Source organism: Amycolatopsis sp. NPDC004625 (assembly GCF_040609695.1).
Taxonomy (GTDB): domain Bacteria; phylum Actinomycetota; class Actinomycetes; order Mycobacteriales; family Pseudonocardiaceae; genus Amycolatopsis.
The window spans coordinates 222723-240237 of record NZ_JBEXKX010000005.1 but is presented as its reverse complement, the minus strand read 5'-3'; the positions used below and the strand labels follow the sequence as shown (position 1 = coordinate 240237).

At 72.6% G+C, this 17515-nt stretch carries 16 protein-coding genes and 1 riboswitch; of the genes, 10 read left to right on the top strand and 6 right to left on the bottom strand.

Going from position 1 to position 17515, the window contains the following annotated elements:
* Window positions 1–62: 62 nt before the first annotated feature.
* From ABZW17_RS08125 to ABZW17_RS08115, 3 genes are all read left to right on the top strand, one after another.
* Complete coding sequence (locus ABZW17_RS08125) at window positions 63–974, top strand: DNA-3-methyladenine glycosylase 2 family protein (protein ID WP_354810932.1); 912 nt, start codon at window positions 63–65, stop codon at window positions 972–974.
* Window positions 975–1531: 557 nt separating this feature from the next.
* Window positions 1532–2305, top strand: a complete 774-nt coding sequence (locus ABZW17_RS08120) for a M50 family metallopeptidase (protein WP_354810930.1) — start codon at window positions 1532–1534, stop codon at window positions 2303–2305.
* A gap of 86 nt (window positions 2306–2391) precedes the next feature.
* Window positions 2392–3624: an aldehyde dehydrogenase family protein gene (locus ABZW17_RS08115; protein WP_354810928.1), complete on the top strand. Its 1233-nt coding sequence runs from the start codon at window positions 2392–2394 to the stop codon at window positions 3622–3624.
* A 139-nt stretch (window positions 3625–3763) separates the two neighbouring features.
* Here the strand turns inward: ABZW17_RS08115 and ABZW17_RS08110 are convergent, their stop codons facing one another.
* On the bottom strand, window positions 3764–4015 hold the full coding sequence (locus tag ABZW17_RS08110) for a hypothetical protein (protein WP_354810926.1): 252 nt from the start codon (window positions 4013–4015) through the stop codon (window positions 3764–3766).
* Between the two features lie 86 nt (window positions 4016–4101).
* On the opposite strand from ABZW17_RS08110, the gene ABZW17_RS08105 reads away from it, so the two are divergent.
* Window positions 4102–5193 carry a dihydrofolate reductase family protein gene (locus ABZW17_RS08105; protein WP_354810924.1) on the top strand — a complete coding sequence of 364 codons (1092 nt, stop codon included), beginning with the start codon at window positions 4102–4104 and terminating at the stop codon, window positions 5191–5193.
* A gap of 3 nt (window positions 5194–5196) precedes the next feature.
* On the opposite strand, the gene ABZW17_RS08100 is transcribed toward ABZW17_RS08105, so the two are convergent.
* Entirely contained in the window at window positions 5197–6402 is a 1206-nt protein-coding gene (locus ABZW17_RS08100; protein ID WP_354810922.1) for a chitinase, read from the bottom strand.
* Window positions 6403–6739: 337 nt separating this feature from the next.
* On the opposite strand from ABZW17_RS08100, the gene ABZW17_RS08095 reads away from it, so the two are divergent.
* Entirely contained in the window at window positions 6740–7264 is a 525-nt protein-coding gene (locus ABZW17_RS08095; RefSeq protein ID WP_354810920.1) for a hypothetical protein, read from the top strand.
* A gap of 75 nt (window positions 7265–7339) precedes the next feature.
* Here ABZW17_RS08095 and cobN read toward each other — a convergent pair whose 3' ends face one another.
* Window positions 7340–10906 carry a cobaltochelatase subunit CobN gene (gene cobN / locus ABZW17_RS08090; RefSeq protein WP_354810918.1) on the bottom strand — a complete coding sequence of 1189 codons (3567 nt, stop codon included), beginning with the start codon at window positions 10904–10906 and terminating at the stop codon, window positions 7340–7342.
* A gap of 49 nt (window positions 10907–10955) precedes the next feature.
* A riboswitch (cobalamin riboswitch) is annotated at window positions 10956–11027 on the bottom strand.
* Between the two features lie 86 nt (window positions 11028–11113).
* Here cobN and ABZW17_RS08085 point away from each other — a divergent pair.
* A complete protein-coding gene (locus ABZW17_RS08085) occupies window positions 11114–11839 on the top strand; it encodes a hypothetical protein (RefSeq protein WP_354810916.1) in 726 nt (241 codons plus the stop codon).
* Here ABZW17_RS08085 and ABZW17_RS08080 read toward each other — a convergent pair.
* From ABZW17_RS08080 to ABZW17_RS08070, 3 genes are read right to left on the bottom strand one after another with little or no spacing between them, the layout of a single operon-like run.
* Window positions 11836–12069, bottom strand: a complete 234-nt coding sequence (locus ABZW17_RS08080; protein WP_354810914.1) for a helix-turn-helix transcriptional regulator — start codon at window positions 12067–12069, stop codon at window positions 11836–11838. The two genes, ABZW17_RS08085 and ABZW17_RS08080, sit on opposite strands and share 4 nt — an antisense overlap.
* A 2-nt stretch (window positions 12070–12071) precedes the next feature.
* Window positions 12072–12917, bottom strand: a complete 846-nt coding sequence (locus tag ABZW17_RS08075; protein WP_354810912.1) for an ABC transporter permease — start codon at window positions 12915–12917, stop codon at window positions 12072–12074.
* Entirely contained in the window at window positions 12914–13840 is a 927-nt protein-coding gene (locus ABZW17_RS08070) for an ABC transporter ATP-binding protein (protein ID WP_354810910.1), read from the bottom strand. The genes ABZW17_RS08075 and ABZW17_RS08070 overlap by 4 nt, the downstream gene beginning before the upstream one ends.
* Before the next feature lie 109 nt (window positions 13841–13949).
* On the opposite strand from ABZW17_RS08070, the gene ABZW17_RS08065 reads away from it, so the two are divergent.
* Genes ABZW17_RS08065 through ABZW17_RS08050 form a run of 4 tightly spaced genes read left to right on the top strand, consistent with a single transcriptional unit; the run spans window position 13950 to window position 17446 of the window.
* Entirely contained in the window at window positions 13950–14264 is a 315-nt protein-coding gene (locus tag ABZW17_RS08065; RefSeq protein WP_354810908.1) for a DUF6191 domain-containing protein, read from the top strand.
* 4 nt (window positions 14265–14268) lie between these two features.
* Window positions 14269–15342 carry a precorrin-3B synthase gene (locus ABZW17_RS08060; RefSeq protein ID WP_354810906.1) on the top strand — a complete coding sequence of 358 codons (1074 nt, stop codon included), beginning with the start codon at window positions 14269–14271 and terminating at the stop codon, window positions 15340–15342.
* Window positions 15339–15962, top strand: coding sequence for a precorrin-8X methylmutase (locus ABZW17_RS08055; RefSeq protein WP_354810904.1), 624 nt, complete (start codon window positions 15339–15341; stop codon window positions 15960–15962). The genes ABZW17_RS08060 and ABZW17_RS08055 overlap by 4 nt, the downstream gene beginning before the upstream one ends.
* Window positions 15959–17446, top strand: a complete 1488-nt coding sequence (locus ABZW17_RS08050; RefSeq protein ID WP_354810902.1) for a precorrin-2 C(20)-methyltransferase — start codon at window positions 15959–15961, stop codon at window positions 17444–17446. Before ABZW17_RS08055 ends, ABZW17_RS08050 begins: the two co-directional genes overlap by 4 nt.
* The last annotated feature ends 69 nt before the right edge of the window (window positions 17447–17515 follow it).

Here is a 17515-nt window from a genome sequence, read left to right as displayed (position 1 = left end):
TTGTCGGTGGTCCTTCCTAACGTCGCAGGCGAGATCCCGAACGGCGATCCGAGGAGGAAAAGATGACGACGACGGAGGTTTCCCGCCGGTGCGGCGAGATCGAGGTCCGCGGAGAGTTCGACCTGGCCGCGGCGGCCCGGTTCCTGACCGGGTTCGCCCCGGCCGGCCAACCGGAGGCGGAGCCGGGCGCACTCCGCGTGGCGTTCCCGCTCGAAGGTGCCTGGACGCCGGTGGGAGCGGTGCTGCGGCAGAGATCGCCCGGCGCGGTCACGGTCGAGGTCCACGGCCCGCCCGAGCACACCGAGGCGGTGGTGGCGCAGGTGCGGCGCATGTGTTCGCTGGACATCGACGGCACCGCGTTCGCCGGGGCGGGCGCCCGCGATCCGGTGGTGTCGCTGCTGCAGGTGATCCACCCGGGCCTGCGCCCGGTCTTGTTCGCGTCACCGTACGAGGCGGCGTGCTGGGCGGTGCTGAGCCACCGCATCTGGATGACCCAGGCGGTCCGCCTCCGCCGTCGCCTGACCGAGCGCCACGGCACGGAGGTCGACGTGGGGGGAACGAGCCTGAGGACGTTCCCGGCCCCGGCGGCGTTGGCGAAGGTGGACTACCTGCCGGGGTTGCCGGGCCCGAAGCTGCCCCGCCTGCGCGCCATCGCCGAGGCGGCGGCCGAGGGCGTGCTGGAGGCGGCAGCGCTGCGGGCCATGCCGGCCGAGGAGGCGCTGAAGCAGCTGCAAAGCCTGCCGGGCATCGGCCGGTTCAGCGCGGAGCTGATCCTGATCCGCGGAGCCGGCCACCCGGACATCTTCCCCCGCGCCGAAACCCGCCTCCACGAGATCATGCGCGACGCCTACCACTGCCCGGACGCGGGAGAGGCGGAGCTGACGGAGATCGCGGAGGCGTGGGCACCGTTCCGGAGCTGGGTGTCGTTCCTGTTCCGCGTGGAGGGCGAGGCCCGGATGCGGGAGTCGCGATGACGTGAGAGCCCGGGGCCGGTTGCCCGGGGAGGGGAGGCCCCGGTCGGGGCTGGACTGCCTGTCGCTGGCTGCCGGGGAAGCGCAGCTCGCTCGGTGAGGCCCCTGCGCCGCCGGCGGCGCAGGCGGCAGCGCTGCCGATCGGCCCGTCTCGCGCCCGCAGGCGTCCGGGCGAGCCAGCCCGGCGGCGAGCCGACCCCGCGCGGGCCAACCCGGCGGCGGCCAGCCCTGCGGCGCGGTCACCCCTGTGGCGGGCGAATCCCGTGGCGAGCCAGCCCAGCGGCGAGCCAACCCCGCGCGGGCCAACCCAGCTGCGGCCAGCCCTGCGCGGGCCAACCCGCGGCGGCCGGCCCTGCGGCGCGGTCACCCCCGTGGCGAGCCACCCCCACCGCGAGCCAACCGCGGCCGGCCGTCGGGGCCACCCGATGCCTCCGAACCCACCCCGCCACGCCGAGTCCACCGAAACGAGAGGAGCCCGCATCGACCGATACCGGAACCCGCAAACCACCAACCGGTGGGGACTCACAGTAGCCAGATGTCGCCTGTGGTGAGGTGTTCGGGTGAGCTCGCCCGTTCCTCTCGCGCTCGGCGGCCCGGCCGGGGAAACCCTCCGTGCGGCCGCCGCCGGCACCTCGCCGGCCGGTTCCCTGCTCGAACAGGCCCAGACCCCCGCGGTGATCACCCTGGTCGCCGGCGGGGTGGCGCTCCTGGTCGTGCTCGTCGGCGGGACGCCGTGGCGCCGGGCGCGCAACGTCGTCACGATGGTGCACGAAGCCGGGCACGCGCTGGCCGCGCTGCTGGTCGGACGGCGTCTGCAGGGCATCAAGCTGCACTCGGACACCTCGGGCGTCACCGTCTCGCGCGGCAAGCCCGAGGGGCCGGGCATGGCGTTCACCGCGATGGCCGGGTACCTCGCACCCTCGGTGCTCGGGCTGCTGTTCGCCAGCCTGCTGGGCGCCGACCTGGTCGGCACGGTGCTCGTCCTGATCGCGCTGCTGCTGCTCGGCGTACTCGTGCTGGTGCGCAACGCCTACGGGGTGTTCACCGTGGTGGCGAGCGCGGTGGTGCTCGCGCTGGTCGCGTTCGTCGCGCCGGTCGAGGTGCAGGCGCCGTTCAGCTACCTGCTGACGTGGTTCCTGCTCTTCGGCGGCGTCCGGCCGGTGGTCGAACTGCAGGCCAAGCGGCGCCGCGGCCAGGCCCGCGACTCCGACGCCGACCAGCTGGGCCGCCTCACCGCGGTCCCGCCGGTGCTGTGGGTGCTCGTCTTCGCCGTGGCGACGGTCAGCTGCCTCTTCGCCGGCGGGCTGTGGCTGCTGGAGCCGGTCGCGACCTAAGAGGCCGCCGTCAGGGGCGTCGCCGGGGTGGGGTGGTGCATGCGGCAGACTGGGCGCTCGCTGGTCCGCGCGGAGGGAGACGAACGATGGACGAGGTCGCGAAGGCCGTGGAAGCGTGCGCGCGGGCGGCAAAGCTCGCCGCTCCGTCGCTTGCTGCCGCCCGTGCCGAAGCCGTTGACGCCGCTCTCACCGGGATGGCCGAGCGGCTGCTCGCGCACCGGGACGCGATCCTCGAGGCGAACCGGGCCGACGTCGAACGGGCCACGGCCGACGGGATGAGCGCGGGCCTGCTCGACCGGCTCACCATCACCCCCGAGCGGCTGACCGGCATGGCCGAACAGCTGCGGCTGCTCGCCGGCGCGCCGCACCAGGAACGCTCCGTCGACGTGTCCACCCTGGACGGCGGGCTGCGGCTCGTCGAGCGGCGGCGGCCCGTCGGGGTCATCGGGGCGAACTACGAGGCTCGGCCGAACGTGACCGTCGACGTGGCGTCGCAGCTGGTCAAGTCGCGCAACGGTGGTGTCCTGCGGACCGGCTCCGCCGCGCTCGGGTCGGCCCAGCGGCTGCGTGACGTCGTCATCGCCCCCGCGCTCAGCGAGGCGGGCATCGACGCCGACTGCATCCAGCTCGTGCCGCGGGTCGAACGGGAGGCCGCGTCCGCGCTCGTGCGGCTGCCCGGCCTCGTGCCGCTGGTCATCCTGCGGGGCAGCGGCGACAGCACCCGGGCCCTCGCCACCGAGGCGGCCGTCCACGGCGTGCGCACGCTCGCCCACGCCGACGGCGGCGGTGTCCTCTACGTCGACCGCGGCGCGGACGTCACCAAGACCCGGGACCTCGTCCACGCGAGCCTCGACCGGCTGGGCGTCTGCAACCGGCTCAACCTGCTGCTCATCCACGAAGACCTCCACGACGAGGCTTGGCCCGCGCTCTCGGAGGCGCTCGCCGAGCGCGGGGTCACGCCCTCGCTCGCGCCGCACGAGCACCCCATCGGGTACGAGTGGGCCCTGGACTCCGACCGCGAGGCGACCGTCACGGTGGCCAAGGTCGGCTCGCTCGCCGACGCCGTCCAGATCGCCAACGAGCAGACCTCGGGCCTCGCCGCCGGCATCGCCACCGAGGACGAGTCCGCCGCCGACGCGTTCTTCGACGGCTACACCGGAACCGGCGTCTTCTGGAACGCCCCGACCCGCCTCCTCGACGGCTTCAAGCTGCTCGCCGTCCCGGAAACCGGCATCAACCTCGACAAGGTCCCCGGCCCCCGCGGCCCGGTGACGTACACGGACCTCTACGTCCGCCAGTACGCGGTTCTGCCGGCCTGACCGCCTGCGGCGCGGCCGGCGGCCAGAAGCTGCCGGTAGGCCGGGCCGCAGCCAGAACGCCGCGGCCCGGCACAGACCGATCACGGCGTCGGCGATAGAACGGCGAGCTTCCGCAAAGCCGCGGCCCGGCACAGACCGATCACCGCGTCGGTGGCAAGTCGGCGAGTTTTCGCAGCTCCTTCACCGTGTCCGCCGCGTTGGTCACCAGCTCGGTGCCCTCTCCGGGGTCGCCGGCGTAGCGGTAGATGGCCGTCGGGCCGTCGCTGATCGCGATGGCCGCGACCAGGCGGCCTTCGGGGTCGCGGGTGAGTCCGGTGGTCACCGACACCTCCCGGCCGACCGTGTCGACCGTCGTGAGCGTCCGCTCCTTGTACCAGCCTCGCGTCGTCATGTTCAGAAAGCTCCGGGGGATGGGCTCGACAGGGATACGTCGTAGGACGCCCGGATCGGCCGCGGCGTTACGGCATACTGGGTCCGGTGATCTCCCGGCCGCACGTCCTGCTGTCCGCCGCGCAGTCGCTCGACGGCTTCCTCGACGACACCTCACCCGAACGGCTGGTGCTGTCCACTGAGGACGACTTCGCCGTCGTGGACAGGTTGCGTGCCGAGGCCGATGCCGTCTTCGTCGGGGCCGGGACCGTCCGGGCCGACAACCCGCGGCTGCTCGTCCGGTCCCCGCAGCTGCGGCGGGACAGGCTGGCGCGGGGCAAGCCCGAACAACCCGTCAAAGTCACCGTCACCACCCGCGGCCTCGACCCGGACGCGCAGTTCTTCACCGTCGGGGACACCGAAAAGATCGTCTACGCGCCACCCGGGGCCGCCGACGCGCTGAAGCACGTCGCCACCGTCGTCGACGCCGGGGACCCGCCCGACTTCGGCTGCGTGCTCGACGACCTCGGGGCGCGCGGGATCGGCACCCTGCTGGTCGAGGGCGGCGGTGGGATCCACACCCGGTTCCTCACCGAAGGGCTCGCCGACGAACTGCGGCTCGCGATCGCGCCGTTCTTCGTCGGGCAGCCGGACGCGCCGCGGTTCGTCGGGCCCGGCCTCTACCCGCGGCCCCTGACCCTCGCCAGCGCGAAGGAACTGCAGGGCATGGCGATCCTCGAATACCGCGCCGCCGCCGAACCGACCGGCCGGGACGTCCAGCGCCTCAAGGAGGCCATCGCGCTCGCCGCGCTGTGCCCGCCCAGCCACACCTTCCGGGTCGGGGCCGTGATCACCGACGCCGACGGCGAGGTCGTCGCCACCGGGCACTCCGGTGAAGGCGACCCCGCCAACCACGCCGAGGAGGCCGCCCTCGCCAAGTGCACCGGCGACCCGCGCCTGGCCGGCGCGACCATCTACAGCTCACTGGAACCGTGCAGCCACCGCAGTTCGCACCCGCGCAGCTGCACCCGGCTGGTCCTCGACGCCGGGATCCCGCGGGTCGTCTTCGCGTGGCGCGAGCCGCCCGTCTTCGTCGACGCCCGGGGGACCGAGCTGCTGCGCGAAGCCGGGCGGCACGTCGTGGAGGTTCCCGCGCTGACGCCAGAGGTCCAGCGCGAGAACACCCACCTCACCTTCTGAACCTCAGCAGGCGCCGTTGTCCTGCCAGACGCCCCACTCGCCGGTGGTGCCGGGCTCTTCGCCCTGCGTCCACCACTTGGCCGTCCACTTGTGGCTGTTGTGCGAGACGACGTTGTCCTTGACGTAGACCTTCGTCCGGTCCCACTCCGCCGCGGTGCAGGTGCCGCCGCCCGGGGTGGTCGGGGTCGTCGTCACCGGCGGCGTCGTCTGCGGCGGGGTCGCGCCGGCGAACCGGACGCTGAACTTCGTGAAGTCCCAGTCGTTCTGCGGGACGTTGCTGCAGACGCCGTTGTCCGTGGTGCCGACGCACGCGCGGTCGCGGTTGACCGACCAGAACGTGAAGCGGCCGAGACCGTGGCTGGTCGCGTAGTCGTACACCGTCTGGAAGTCCGAGGTGTAGAACATCTCCGCCGCGTCGGACTTGCCGTTCATGCCCGAGAAGCCCTCGTGCGAGTACGCGGTCGCGCTGTCCCAGCCCATGTGCGACATGAGCAGGCCGTGCAGCGCCTCCAGCGCCGACACCTGCGACGAGCCGCCGTTGAAGCCGCCGTCGAACGGCATGATCGAGAAGTTGTTCGGCGTGAAGCCGATCGACTTCGCCTGGTCGAGCAGCTGCGTGCCGAACCAGCCGGTGCCGGCCGCGGTGCCCGGCATGGTCACCGACACGAACAGGCCGGGGTTGGCGGCCTGCAGCGTCTTCGCCGCGCCGAGTTCGTTCGCGATCGCCGCGGTGTTTTCGTACTCGGGTTCTTCGAGGTCGAAGTCGATCGCCTTGAGCGAGTACTTCGTGATGACCTGCTGGTAGGCGGCGGCGGTCGCGGCCACCGTGCCGCAGGTCTGGCCGAGTTTCGTGCCGCCGTACCCGCCGACGGACACCGAGACGTCGCCGCCCGCGCCGCGGATCCGCGAGATGACGTTCGCGACCGCCGTGTCGGAGGAGACCGCCGACGTGCCGTCCCAGGTCGGGCTGCAGCCGCCGCCGTTCGGGGCGAGGATGAACGCGAGCTGGAAGGCCTTGAGCCCGGTCGCGTTCATCACGGTGACCGGGTCGGGCGGGTTGTTGCTCTGGGGCATCAGGTACGGCGCCGCGGCGTACCAGTTGTTGCTCAACGCCGCGGTCGCCGACGGTGCGCCGAGCACGAGGCTGACGGCGGTGGCGGCAAAGGTGGCGGCGGCGAGCCCGGCGGCGGCCAGTCTGCTCCTGCGCATGATCTGTCCTCCCGGTGGGGATCGAGGTGGACAGATCATTGGACTAGACCATTGACGAAGTCAAGGCACGAAGGTCGGTTCGGGGGATTCCGTGGGCGAAAAGCGCCAGAATATCCGAAATTTGTCCACGGGACGAGCTGCGACGAGGCGGGGTCGCGTTCTCCGTCCGGGCTGCCGGCCGGCCGCGGGAGCAGCCCGCCGTCACCGATCCGCGTTCGGGCAGGCCGCAGGGTACCGGCGGGGTATCGGCGAGGTACCGGCCGGGAACCGGGCGCTGAAACGCTGACGGATGTCGGCCGACACGAGCCGATCTTCTGCCGAGAAATTTGGGGAGTCAATGAAGAACATTTCCGTGTTCGCACGCCGGGCCGCGGCCGCCATCGGCATCGCCGCGCTCGCCCTGACCGGGGCGACGTTCGGGAACGCGAACGCCGCCACCGCGGTGCAGGCCCGCCCGGGCCAGGAGGCCGCCGACGGTGCGGTGCTCGTCAAGCGAGTCGCCACGGCCGGCGGGACGCTCGAAGTCTTCGAGGGCGCCGCACCGCGTCAGCCGGCGGGCGTGAGACCGTTTTCGTCCCACGGCTGCGCCGGTTCCAACCCCAGCGTCTGCCTCACCATCCAGGGCAGCGGGCTTTACGTCGACCACATGGAAAACGACACCTACATCAGCCGTGCGGGCGGTATCGACCTGCAGATCAACGGGCCCGGCGGCGTCATCACCGACAGCGGCTGGTTCACCGCGAGCGCGGGCCACCACTACTGGTACTGGTGGCCCCAGGACTACGTCACCGCCGGGTACTACTGCGCCACGGCTTACGTCGGCGGCGGCCACGAAGGTGCCTGCAACACGGTCCACAACTGAGCACACCGCCACCTGAGCAAGGCCGAAGAGGGCCGCGGGGGAGACCCGCGGCCCTCTTTCCCGCCGGCTGCAGCCTCACTCCGACTCGAGGTCGCCCTCCAGCGACAGGTACACCTCGCGCATCTTCGCCAGCAGGTCCGGATCCGGCTCCTCCCACAGCCCCCGGTCCGCCGCCTCGTTCAGCCGCTCCACGATCCCGCGCAACGCCCACGGATTGGCCTGCCGCAGGAACTCCTGGTTCACCTCGTCCAGCACGTACGACTCGGTCAGCTTCTCGTACATCCAGTCGCCGACGACACCCGCCGTGGCGTCGAAGCCGAACAGGTAGTCCACCGTCGCCGCCAGCTCGAACGCGCCCTTGTAGCCGTGCCGCCGCATCGCCGCCAGCCACCGCGGGTTCACCACGCGGGCGCGGAACACCCGGGCCGTCTCCTCGCCCAAGGTCCGCGTGCGGACCGCGTCCGGGGAGGTGCTGTCGCCCACGTAGGACGCCGGGGCCGAGCCGGTCAGGGCGCGGACCGTCGCGATCATCCCGCCGTGGTACTGGAAGTAGTCGTCGGAGTCGGCGATGTCGTGCTCGCGCGTGTCGGTGTTCTTCGCTGCCACCACGATCCGCTTGTACGAACTCTCCATGTCCTCGCGCGCCGGGCGGCCGTCCAGGTCACGGCCGTACGCGAAGCCGCCCCACACCGCGTACACCTCCGCGAGGTCCTTGTCGTCGCGCCAGTTCCCGCTGTCCATCAGCGGCAGCAGGCCCGCGCCGTACGCGCCCGGCTTCGACCCGAAGATCCGGGTCGTCGCGCGCCGGGAATCGCCGTGCGCGGCCAAATCCGCGGAGACGTGTGCCCGGACGAAGTTCTCCTCGGCTGGTTCGTCCAAAGCGGCCACCAGCCGTACGGCGTCGTCCATCAACGTGATCACGTGCGGGAAAGCGTCCCGGAAGAAGCCGCTGATCCGGATCGTGACGTCGATCCGCGGCCGGCCCAGCTCCTCCAGGGGGATCGCCTCGATGCCGGTGACGCGCCGGGACGCCTCGTCCCACACCGGCTGGACGCCCAGCAGCGCCAGGACTTCCGCCGCGTCGTCGCCGGACGTCCGCATCGCCGACGTGCCCCACACCGAGAGCCCGACCGACCGCGGCCAGTCGCCGGTGTCCTCGCGATAGCGCTTCAGCAGCGAGTCCGCCAGCGCCTGCCCGGTTTCCCAGGCCAGCCGGCTCGGGATGGCCTTCGGGTCGACGGTGTAGAAGTTCCGCCCGGTCGGCAGCACGTTGACCAGCCCGCGCAACGGCGACCCGCTCGGCCCCGCTGGGATGTACCCGCCGTCGAGGGCGTGCAGCACGGCGTCCAGTTCGGCGGTCGTCCCCGCCAGCCGGGGCACGATTTCCGTGGCCGCGAACGAAAGCACCTTCGCCACCTGCGCGTCCGGGGCGACCGACTCGACGGCGGTCGCGTCCCAGCCCCGCATTTCCATCGTCTGGACGAGCTCGCGTGCCGTCTTCTCGACCGCGTCCACTTCGGACATCGGGGCGTCTTCCTTGAGCCCCAGTGCCGACCGCAGACCCGGCACCGCGCCCTGCTTGCCGCCCCACATCTGCGACGCGCGCAGCATCGCCAGTACCAGGTTGACGCGCGCCTCGCCGGTCGGCGCCGCACCGAGGATGTGCAGCCCGTCGCGGATCTGCGCGTCCTTGACCTCGCAGAGCCAGCCGTCGATGTGCAGCAGGAAGTCGTCGAACTCCGCGTCGTGCGGGCGTTCCTCGACGCCGAGGTCGTGGTCCAGCTTCGCGGCCTGGATCAGCGTCCAGATCTGCTGGCGCACGGCCGGCAGCTTCGCCGGGTCCATCGCCGCGATGTTCGCGTGCTCGTCGAGCAGCTGCTCCAGCCGCGCCATGTCGCCGTAGGACTCCGCGCGCGCCATCGGCGGGATCAGGTGGTCGACGATCGTGGCGTGCGCCCGCCGCTTGGCCTGCGCGCCTTCGCCGGGGTCGTTGATCAGGAACGGGTACACCAGCGGCAGGTTCCCGAGCACGGCGTCCGGCGCGCAGGACGCCGAAAGGCCTGCGGTCTTGCCCGGCAGCCACTCCAGGGACCCGTGCTTGCCCAGGTGGACGACGGCGTGCGCGCCGTACTCCTCCTCCAGCCACCGGTAGGCGGCCAGGTAGTGGTGGCTCGGCGGCAGGTCCGGGTTGTGGTAGATCGCGACCGGGTTCTCGCCGAACCCGCGCGGCGGCTGGATCATGATGATGACGTTGCCGCTCTGCAGCGACGCCAGCACGATGTCGCCGTTGTCGACGTACAGCTCGCCCGGCGCCGGGCCCCAGTGCTCCTCGACGCCCTCGCGCAGCTCGGCCGGGAGCGCGTCGAACCACTCCTGGTACCGCGCGGCCGGGACGCGGATCGGGTTCCCGGCCAGCTGCTCCTCGGTCAGCCACTCCGGGTCCTGTCCGCCGGCGGCGATCAGCGCGTGGATCAGCGCGTCGCCGTCGGGCTGGTCGGTGCCGGTCGGGTCGACGCCCGGGAAGGCGTCCGGCCCCAGGTCGTAGCCCAGGTCGCGCATCCGCCGCAGCAGCTCGACGGCCGACGCGGGCGTGTCCAGGCCGACCGCGTTGCCGACGCGAGAGTGCTTCGTCGGGTACGCGGACAGCATCAGCGCGATGCGGCGTTCCGACGTGGGCGTGTGCCGCAGCCGGGCGTGCGCCAGCGCGATGCGGGCGACGCGGGACGCGCGTTCGGCGTCCGGCACGTACCGGGGGAGGCCGTCCTCGTCGAGCTCCTTGAACGAGAACGGCACCGTGATGAGCCGCCCGTCGAACTCCGGGACGGCCATCTGGTTCCCGGCGTCGAGCGGCGAAAGGCCATCGTCGTTGGCTGCCCACGTCTCGCGGTCGCTGGTCAGGCACAGCGCCTGCAGGATCGGGACGTCGAGCGCGGCCATCTCGGCGACGTCCCAGGCCTCGTCGTCCCCGCCCGCGCCGACCTCGGACGGCCGCGTGCCACCGGCCGCGAGCACCGTGACCAGCAGGGAGTCCACGGACCCCAGCTCGGCCATCATCTCGGGCTCGCGCGTACGCAGCGACGCGCAGTGGATCGGCAACGCGCGCCCGCCGGCGGCTTCGATCTCGTCGGCGAGGGCGTGCACGAACGCGGTGTTCCCGGACAGGTGGTGCGCGCGGTAGTACAGGATCCCGATGACCGGGCCGTCGTTGCTGGTGACGGGCCGATCGAGGACGCCCCACGCGGGCTGCCGAGCGGGCGGCTCGAAGCCGTCGCCGGTGAGCAGCAGCGTGTCGGAGAGGAACCGGTGCAGCTGGGTGAGGTTGGCCGGGCCGCCCTGCGCGAGGTAGGCGTGGGCCTCGGCGGCGATGCCGGCCGGGACGGTGGAGAGCTTCATCAGCTCGGCGTCCGGCGTCTGCTCCCCACCGAGGACGACGACGTGCGCGCCCGACGCCCGCAGCGTGTCGAGGCCGTCCTGCCAGCTGCGCGGGGTGCCGAGGATCCGCGCGATCACGATGCGCACGCCGTCGAGCAGGCCCGGCAGCTCGGCGACGTCGAGCCGGGCGGGGTTGCCGAGCCGGTACTCCCGGTCGCTCGACCGGGCGCTGAGCAGGTCGGTGTCCGAAGTGGACAGAAGCAGGATCACGAGGTTCCTCCTCGGGGTCCGCGCCCCGGGTCGACGGGCGCGCCGGCCGGAGTTCCTGGCTCCCGGGGATCGCTCCCCGATGACAGTGGCGGGACCGCCCCGGACTCTCACCGGGTTCCTCCACCTGCCGACGCGTGGGTATCGCACCCACTCTCCGGTGCCGGTCGAGGCGCGTCAAGGTGACGTTGCCCCGGGTAACCTGACGGCTTGGAATCCCTTCTCCGGAGCTTCACCGCCGCGCAGTCGACCCGGCAGCCGTACCGCCGCCCGACGGCCGCCGAGCTCGAAACCGCCCGGACCGGCTTCGCCGCCCTGCTCGACGGCCGGCCCCACCGCCTCGCCGACCTGGGCTTTTCCGCCGACGGCGACGCGATCGTCCAGGAACCCGGTACCGAACGCGCCTGGGGGCTCTACGCGATCGACAGATCCGCGCCGCCGTCCCTGGTCGTCGAGGTGCCGCACGCCGCCTCCGACCTGCGGACCGAGCTGGTCGGCCTGGCCCTGTACCGGCGGACGCCGGGTGCCGTCCTCGCGGTCAACGGCGCTCACCGGCGGCGGGAGGATCCCGCGCACGACCCGCGGACCGTCTTCCACGTCGTCACCACGCTGCTGGCCCGGCGCGGCCTGCCGCAGGTCCAGCTGCACGGCTTCAACGACCGCACCCTGCCCGGAGCCGACGTCGTGCTCTCGGCCGGGGCGGCGGACGTCGGGGACGCGGCCCGCCGCGCGGCGGACCGGCTCGAAGCCGCCGGGTTCCGCGTCTGCCGGGCCTGGGCCGAGCCCTGCCGCGGCCTGGCCGGGACGACGAACGTCCAGAGCCAGGCCGCCGCCGGGACGCCGTTCCTGCACGTCGAGCTCAACCGGACCACCCGCGAGACCCGCCGCGACGCCGTCGTCGACGCGCTCGCCGAAGCCGACCTGCGCAAACCCTAGGCGGACCGCTCGCCCAGCCGCGGGAACGGCTTCGTCGAGAACAGCACCTCGACGGACACCTCGAAGAAGTCCGCGATCCGCAGCGCCAGGTACAGCGAAGGGCTGTACTCGCCGCGCTCCAGGTAGCCGATCGTCTGGTAGTGCACGCCGAGCGCCTCGGCCAGCTGCCGCCGCGAAATGGACCGCTCCGCGCGCAGCATCGCGATCCGGTTGTAGACGACCTCACTCATCACTACCCCACACGCTGCATGGCCTTCTGCCGCCGCTGCGCCACCGACGAGCCCGCCTCGCGCCGCGCCATGCGGCGGAGCAGGACCGGGGCCAGCGCGAAGCCGAGCACCGCCCAGGCGAGGAGCACCGCGACCGTCGCCACCGGCCGCCACGACTGGCCGATCTCGACGACGACGGCGGCGTCCGGCAGCAGTGCCGAGCGCATCCCGAGGCCCAGCCAGTACATCGGGAACACCTGCGCGACGTCCTGGAGCCAGCCCGGCAGCGCCGTGATCGGGTAGAAGATGCCCGAGATCGCGCCCATGCCCATGACCGGCAGGGTGATCAGCCCGATCGCCCGCGGGCTGGTGGCCAGCGACCCCAGCGCCGCGCCGATCGGCATCGTCGCGGCCATGCCGATCACCAGCACCCCGAGCAGGTGCAGGTACGACCAGACGCCGTCGGGAGCCAGCGCGGAGAAGGCGAACAGGCACGGCACCAGGACCGCGGCCATGGCCGCGAGCTGGGCGAGCGACAGCGCCGTCGTCTTCCCGACCAGGTAGCCGAGCATCCCGTTCGGCGTCGCCTTCGCCCGCAGGAGCGTGCCGTCCTCGCGGTCGACGGCCAGGTAGCCGGCCGCGCCGGTCAGGCCCTGGAACACGATGCCGGCGCCGAGCACGCCGGGCACGGTCGCCGCGCCGAGCGAGAACGACGTGCCGGGCAGCGTGGCGTTGCGCATGAAGAACAACGTACCGAGGAAGAGCAGGACGAAGACGACCTGGCCGATCACGTCGTCGAGGTTGGTCCACGTCTGCTTGAACTCGATCCAGCCGCGGGCCAGCCCGGCCCGCAGCGCGACGGGGTTCATCGCGCACCCGCTTCCTGGAGGCCGAGCTCCGTTTCGCCGCCGGTCTCCGCGCGGCGGACCAGCGTCATGTAGGTGTCCTCCAGCGACGCCCGCCGGACTTCGAGGTCTTCGACGGCGTCGCCGTGCTGCTTGAACAGGTCGTACACGTACTTCGTCGCTTCGGTCGTCAAGTGGACGAACCGCTGCCCGCCGACGCTCCAGCGGACCTCGGCCTCCCCGGAGATCCGCCGGCTGAGCTCGTCGGCCGAGCCGTCGGCGATGATCCGGCCGCCGTTGAGGACGAGGATCCGGTCGGCCAGCTTCTCGGCCTCGTCGAGGTCGTGCGTGGTCAGCAGGATCGTGGTGTCCAGCTCGTCGGACAGCCGGTGCACCAGGTCGTGGAACTCGCGCCGGGCCTCGGGGTCGAAGCCCGCGGTCGGCTCGTCGAGGAACAGCACCTCGGGCCGGCCGACGATGCCGATCGCGACGTCGAGCCGCCGCCGCTGGCCGCCGGAGAGCTGCTTGAGCTTCTTGTGCGCGTGCTCGGTGAGCCCGACCGTTTCGATCAGTTCGTCGGTGTCCCACGGCCGCGGGTGCGACGCCGTCGAGTACGGCCCGTAGTACCGGCCGAGGTGGCCGAGCAGCTCGCGGACGCGCCACTTCCCGTGGTCCCGCCAGGACTGGAGCACGACCCCCAGGCGTGCCCGCCAGTCCTCGCCGCCGTGTGCCGGGTCGGTGCCCAGCACGCTCACCTCGCCGGCCGATCGCATGCGGAAGCCCTCGAGGATCTCGATCGTCGTCGTCTTGCCCGCGCCGTTCGGCCCGAGCAGGCCGACGACCTCCCCGCGGTACGCCTCGAATTCGACGCCGTGGAGCACGTCGTTCGCGCCGTACCGCATCCGCAGCCCGCGCACGCGGACGACGGGATCGTCAGGATCTCTCATCTCGGTTACCCCCATCTGACTGATGCGATCGAATGTAGCACATCTACTACATTCAATGAGACTTCTGCTGCGCCGGGAACTTGACCGCCGGTCACCCGGTTCGCCGGGCATGGGAACTTGGCTGGGCCTGGCCCTCCCGGGCGGCGTGGTGATCCTGCTGGTCATGGCGGCGATCGAGCTGCGCCCGCGCAGGGACGGCTCGCGCTTCAAGGCGCGGCTGTCCTCGACCTACCTGGAAGAGACCACCGCGTTCCTCTACGGGACCAAGCGGCGTGAGCTGGAACACCGGGAAACGGTGTCGATGCTCGTCGAGCAGGACGCCGACGGCGCGCCACCCCGGCGTGACGTGGACCTGGACGCCGGAACGGCCCGGCTCCGGCCGCGTCCGGAGCCGCGAGAGCCGGAAAACCGCCAGCTACAGTGACCTCATGCCGACCCCAGCACGTGTGCGAGCCGACGCGTGCCCCGGTGTTTTCGCACCCCACGACGCCGCCGACGGCCCACTCGCGCGGGTGCGCCTGCCCGGCGGCACGATTTCCGCAGCGCAGCTGCACGCGCTGGCCGAAGCGGCCGAAGCGTGCGGAGACGGCGACCTCCACCTCACCTCGCGCGGCAACGTCCAGCTGCGCGGCGTCACCCGGCCCGGCCTCGCCGCGCGGCTGACCGACGCCGGCCTGCTGCCGTCGCCGTCGCACGAGCGGGTCCGGAACGTCCTCGCGTCGCCGTTGAGCGGGGTGCGCGGCGGTCTCGCCGACGTCCGCGGCCTGGCGGCTGCGCTGGACGAGGTGCTGTGCGCGACGCCGGAACTGGCGTCGCTGCCCGGGCGGTTCCTGTTCGCCTTCGACGACGGCCGCGGTGACGTCGCCGGCGAAGGCGCCGACGTCTGCTGGCTCGCGGTGGGCCCCTCCGAGGGCACGCTGCTGTTCGCGGGCGGCGACACGGGACGGCGGGTGGCTCGCGCCGACGCCGTCGCGGTGCTGGCCGAGGTCGCGCTGGCGTTCGGCCGGGCGCGCGGGTCCGCCTGGCGCGTCGCCGAACTCGACGACCCGGCCTGGCGCGGGACGCCGGTTTCGCGGACCTCGCTCGAAGTCCCGGCGGGGCTGATCGAGCGGGACGGTGGCTTCGCCGCCGGGGTTGTGCCGCGCTTCGGGCAGCTGTCCGCGGCGCAAGCGCGGGCCCTGGCGGAGTTCGGGACGGTGCTGGTCACGCCGTGGAAGTCCGTGGTCCTGCCGGACGTGCCCGCCGACGTCTTCGCGCGGCTGGGCTTCGGCGAGTCCGCCTGGGGGACGACCGCGTGCATCGGCCGGCCGGGCTGCGCGAAGTCGCGCGCCGACGTCCGGGCCGACGCGGTATTCCGGCCGGGCCTGCGCGCGCACTTCTCGGGCTGCGAACGGCGGTGCGGGAAGCCGTCGCAGTCCCATGTGGACGTTGTCGCCGAAGCGGGGGGCTACCGCATCGACGGCCGCTGGGTGCCGCTCGACGAGCTGAAGGGAAATCTGTGATCGACTACCTGCGGGACGGTGCCGAGATCTACCGGCACTCGTTCGCCACGATCCGCGAGGAGGCGGACCTGGCGATCCTGCCCGACGACGTGGCCGGATGCGCGGTCCGGATGATCCACGCCTGCGGCATGGTCGATCTGGTCGACGACCTGCGCTACACGCTCGACGTCGTCGAGTCGGGCCGCGCGGCGCTGGAAGCCGGCGCGCCGATCCTGTGCGACGCGCAGATGATCGCCAGCGGCGTCACCCGGCGTCGGCTGCCCGCGGCCAACGAGGTGCTCTGCACGCTTTCGGACCCTTCGGTGCCCGGTCTCGCCGAGCGCATGGGCACCACGCGGTCGGCGGCGGCGCTGGAACTGTGGCGCGACAAGCTGCCCGGCTCGGTGGTGGCGATCGGCAACGCGCCGACGGCGCTGTTCCGCCTGCTGGAGATCCTCGACGAAGGCGTCGGCGCGCCCGCGGCGATCATCGGCGTCCCGGTCGGGTTCGTCGGCGCGGCCGAGTCCAAAGTGGAGCTCGCCCAGCGGGCGCCCGCGCCCTACCTGGTGGTACACGGGCGCCGGGGTGGCAGCGCGATGGCCGTCGCGGCGATCAACGCACTCGCGAGCGCCGAAGAATGACCGGCACGCTGTACGGCGTCGGGCTCGGCCCCGGCGACCCGGAACTGATGACGGTCAAGGCAGCGCGCCTGATTTCCGAGGCGGCGGTGATCGCCTACCACTGCGCGCGGCACGGGCGCAGCATCGCGCGGTCGGTCGCGGAGCCGTACCTGCGCGAGGGGCAGATCGAGGAGAAGCTCGTCTACCCGGTCACGACGGAGACGACCGACCACCCGGGCGGTTACGAAGGCGCGATCGCCGACTTCTACGAATTGAGCGCGAAGCGGCTGGCCGAGCACCTCGACGCGGGCCGTGACGTGGTCCTGCTCTGCGAAGGCGACCCGTTCTTCTACGGCTCGTACATGTACATGCACGAACGGCTGGCCGACCGCTTCGGGACGGTGGTCGTCCCCGGCGTGACGTCGGTGAGCGCGGCGTCGTCGGTCGTCGGCCGCCCGCTGGTCCAGCGCGACGAGGTCCTGACGGTGCTCCCAGGCACCCTCCCGGCCCCGGAGCTGGCCCGCCGCCTGGCGGACACCGACGCGGCGGCGGTCCTGAAGCTGGGCCGGACGTTCTCGTCGGTGCGCGAGGCCTTCGCGGAGGCCGGGAAGCTGGACGACGCCGTGTACGTCGAGCGCGCGACCTGGGGGCAGCAGCGGATCGAGCCCCTGGGTTCGGTGGATCCCGCCACGGTGCCGTACTTCTCCCTGGCGCTGCTGCCTTCGCCGGGTTATGCGTCCCGGGTTTCGCCCGCGGCCTCGGTTCCCGCGCCTTCTGCGGGCGGCGAAGTCGTCGTCGTGGGCCTCGGCCCGGCGGGTCCGGAGTGGCTGACGCCCGAAGCGGCTGCGGAACTTTCGGCCGCCGAGCACGTCGTCGGGTACGGGCCGTACGTGGCGCGGGTGCCGCAGAAGGCGGGCCAGCAGCGGCACGCGTCGGGCAACCGGGTCGAGGCGGACCGGGCGCGCGAGGCGCTGGACCTGGCTGCTTCCGGCGCCCGGGTCGCGGTCGTGTCCTCGGGGGACCCGGGGGTGTTCGCGATGGCGTCGGCGGTGCTGGAGCAGGTGTCCGCGGGCCACGGCACGGGCGTCCGCGTCCGGATCGTGCCCGGTGTGACGGCGGCCCAGGCGGCGGCGTCCCGGGTGGGAGCGCCGCTGGGGCACGACTACTGCGTGCTCTCGCTGTCGGATCGGCTGAAGCCGTGGGAGATCATCGAAAAGCGCCTCGACGCGGCGGGCGCGGCGGACCTGGTGCTGGCGCTGTACAACCCGGCGTCCCGGACCCGGACGACCCAGCTCGCGGACGCCCGTGCCGTGCTGCTCCGCCACCGCGCTGCTTCGACCCCGGTCGTGGTGGCGCGTGACGTGGGCGGCCCGGAGGAGGACATCCGCATCACCACACTCGGCGACCTCGACCCGTCCACAGTGGACATGCGCTGCCTGCTGATCGTGGGCTCGTCCCGCACCCGCGCCGAAAACGGCATCGTCTGGACCCCCCGCAGCTACTGAGTCTGCCGCGGCTGGTCGTGAGTGAGAAACAGTGTTCTAACACTGTTTATTAAACACCACGCGGGAGCG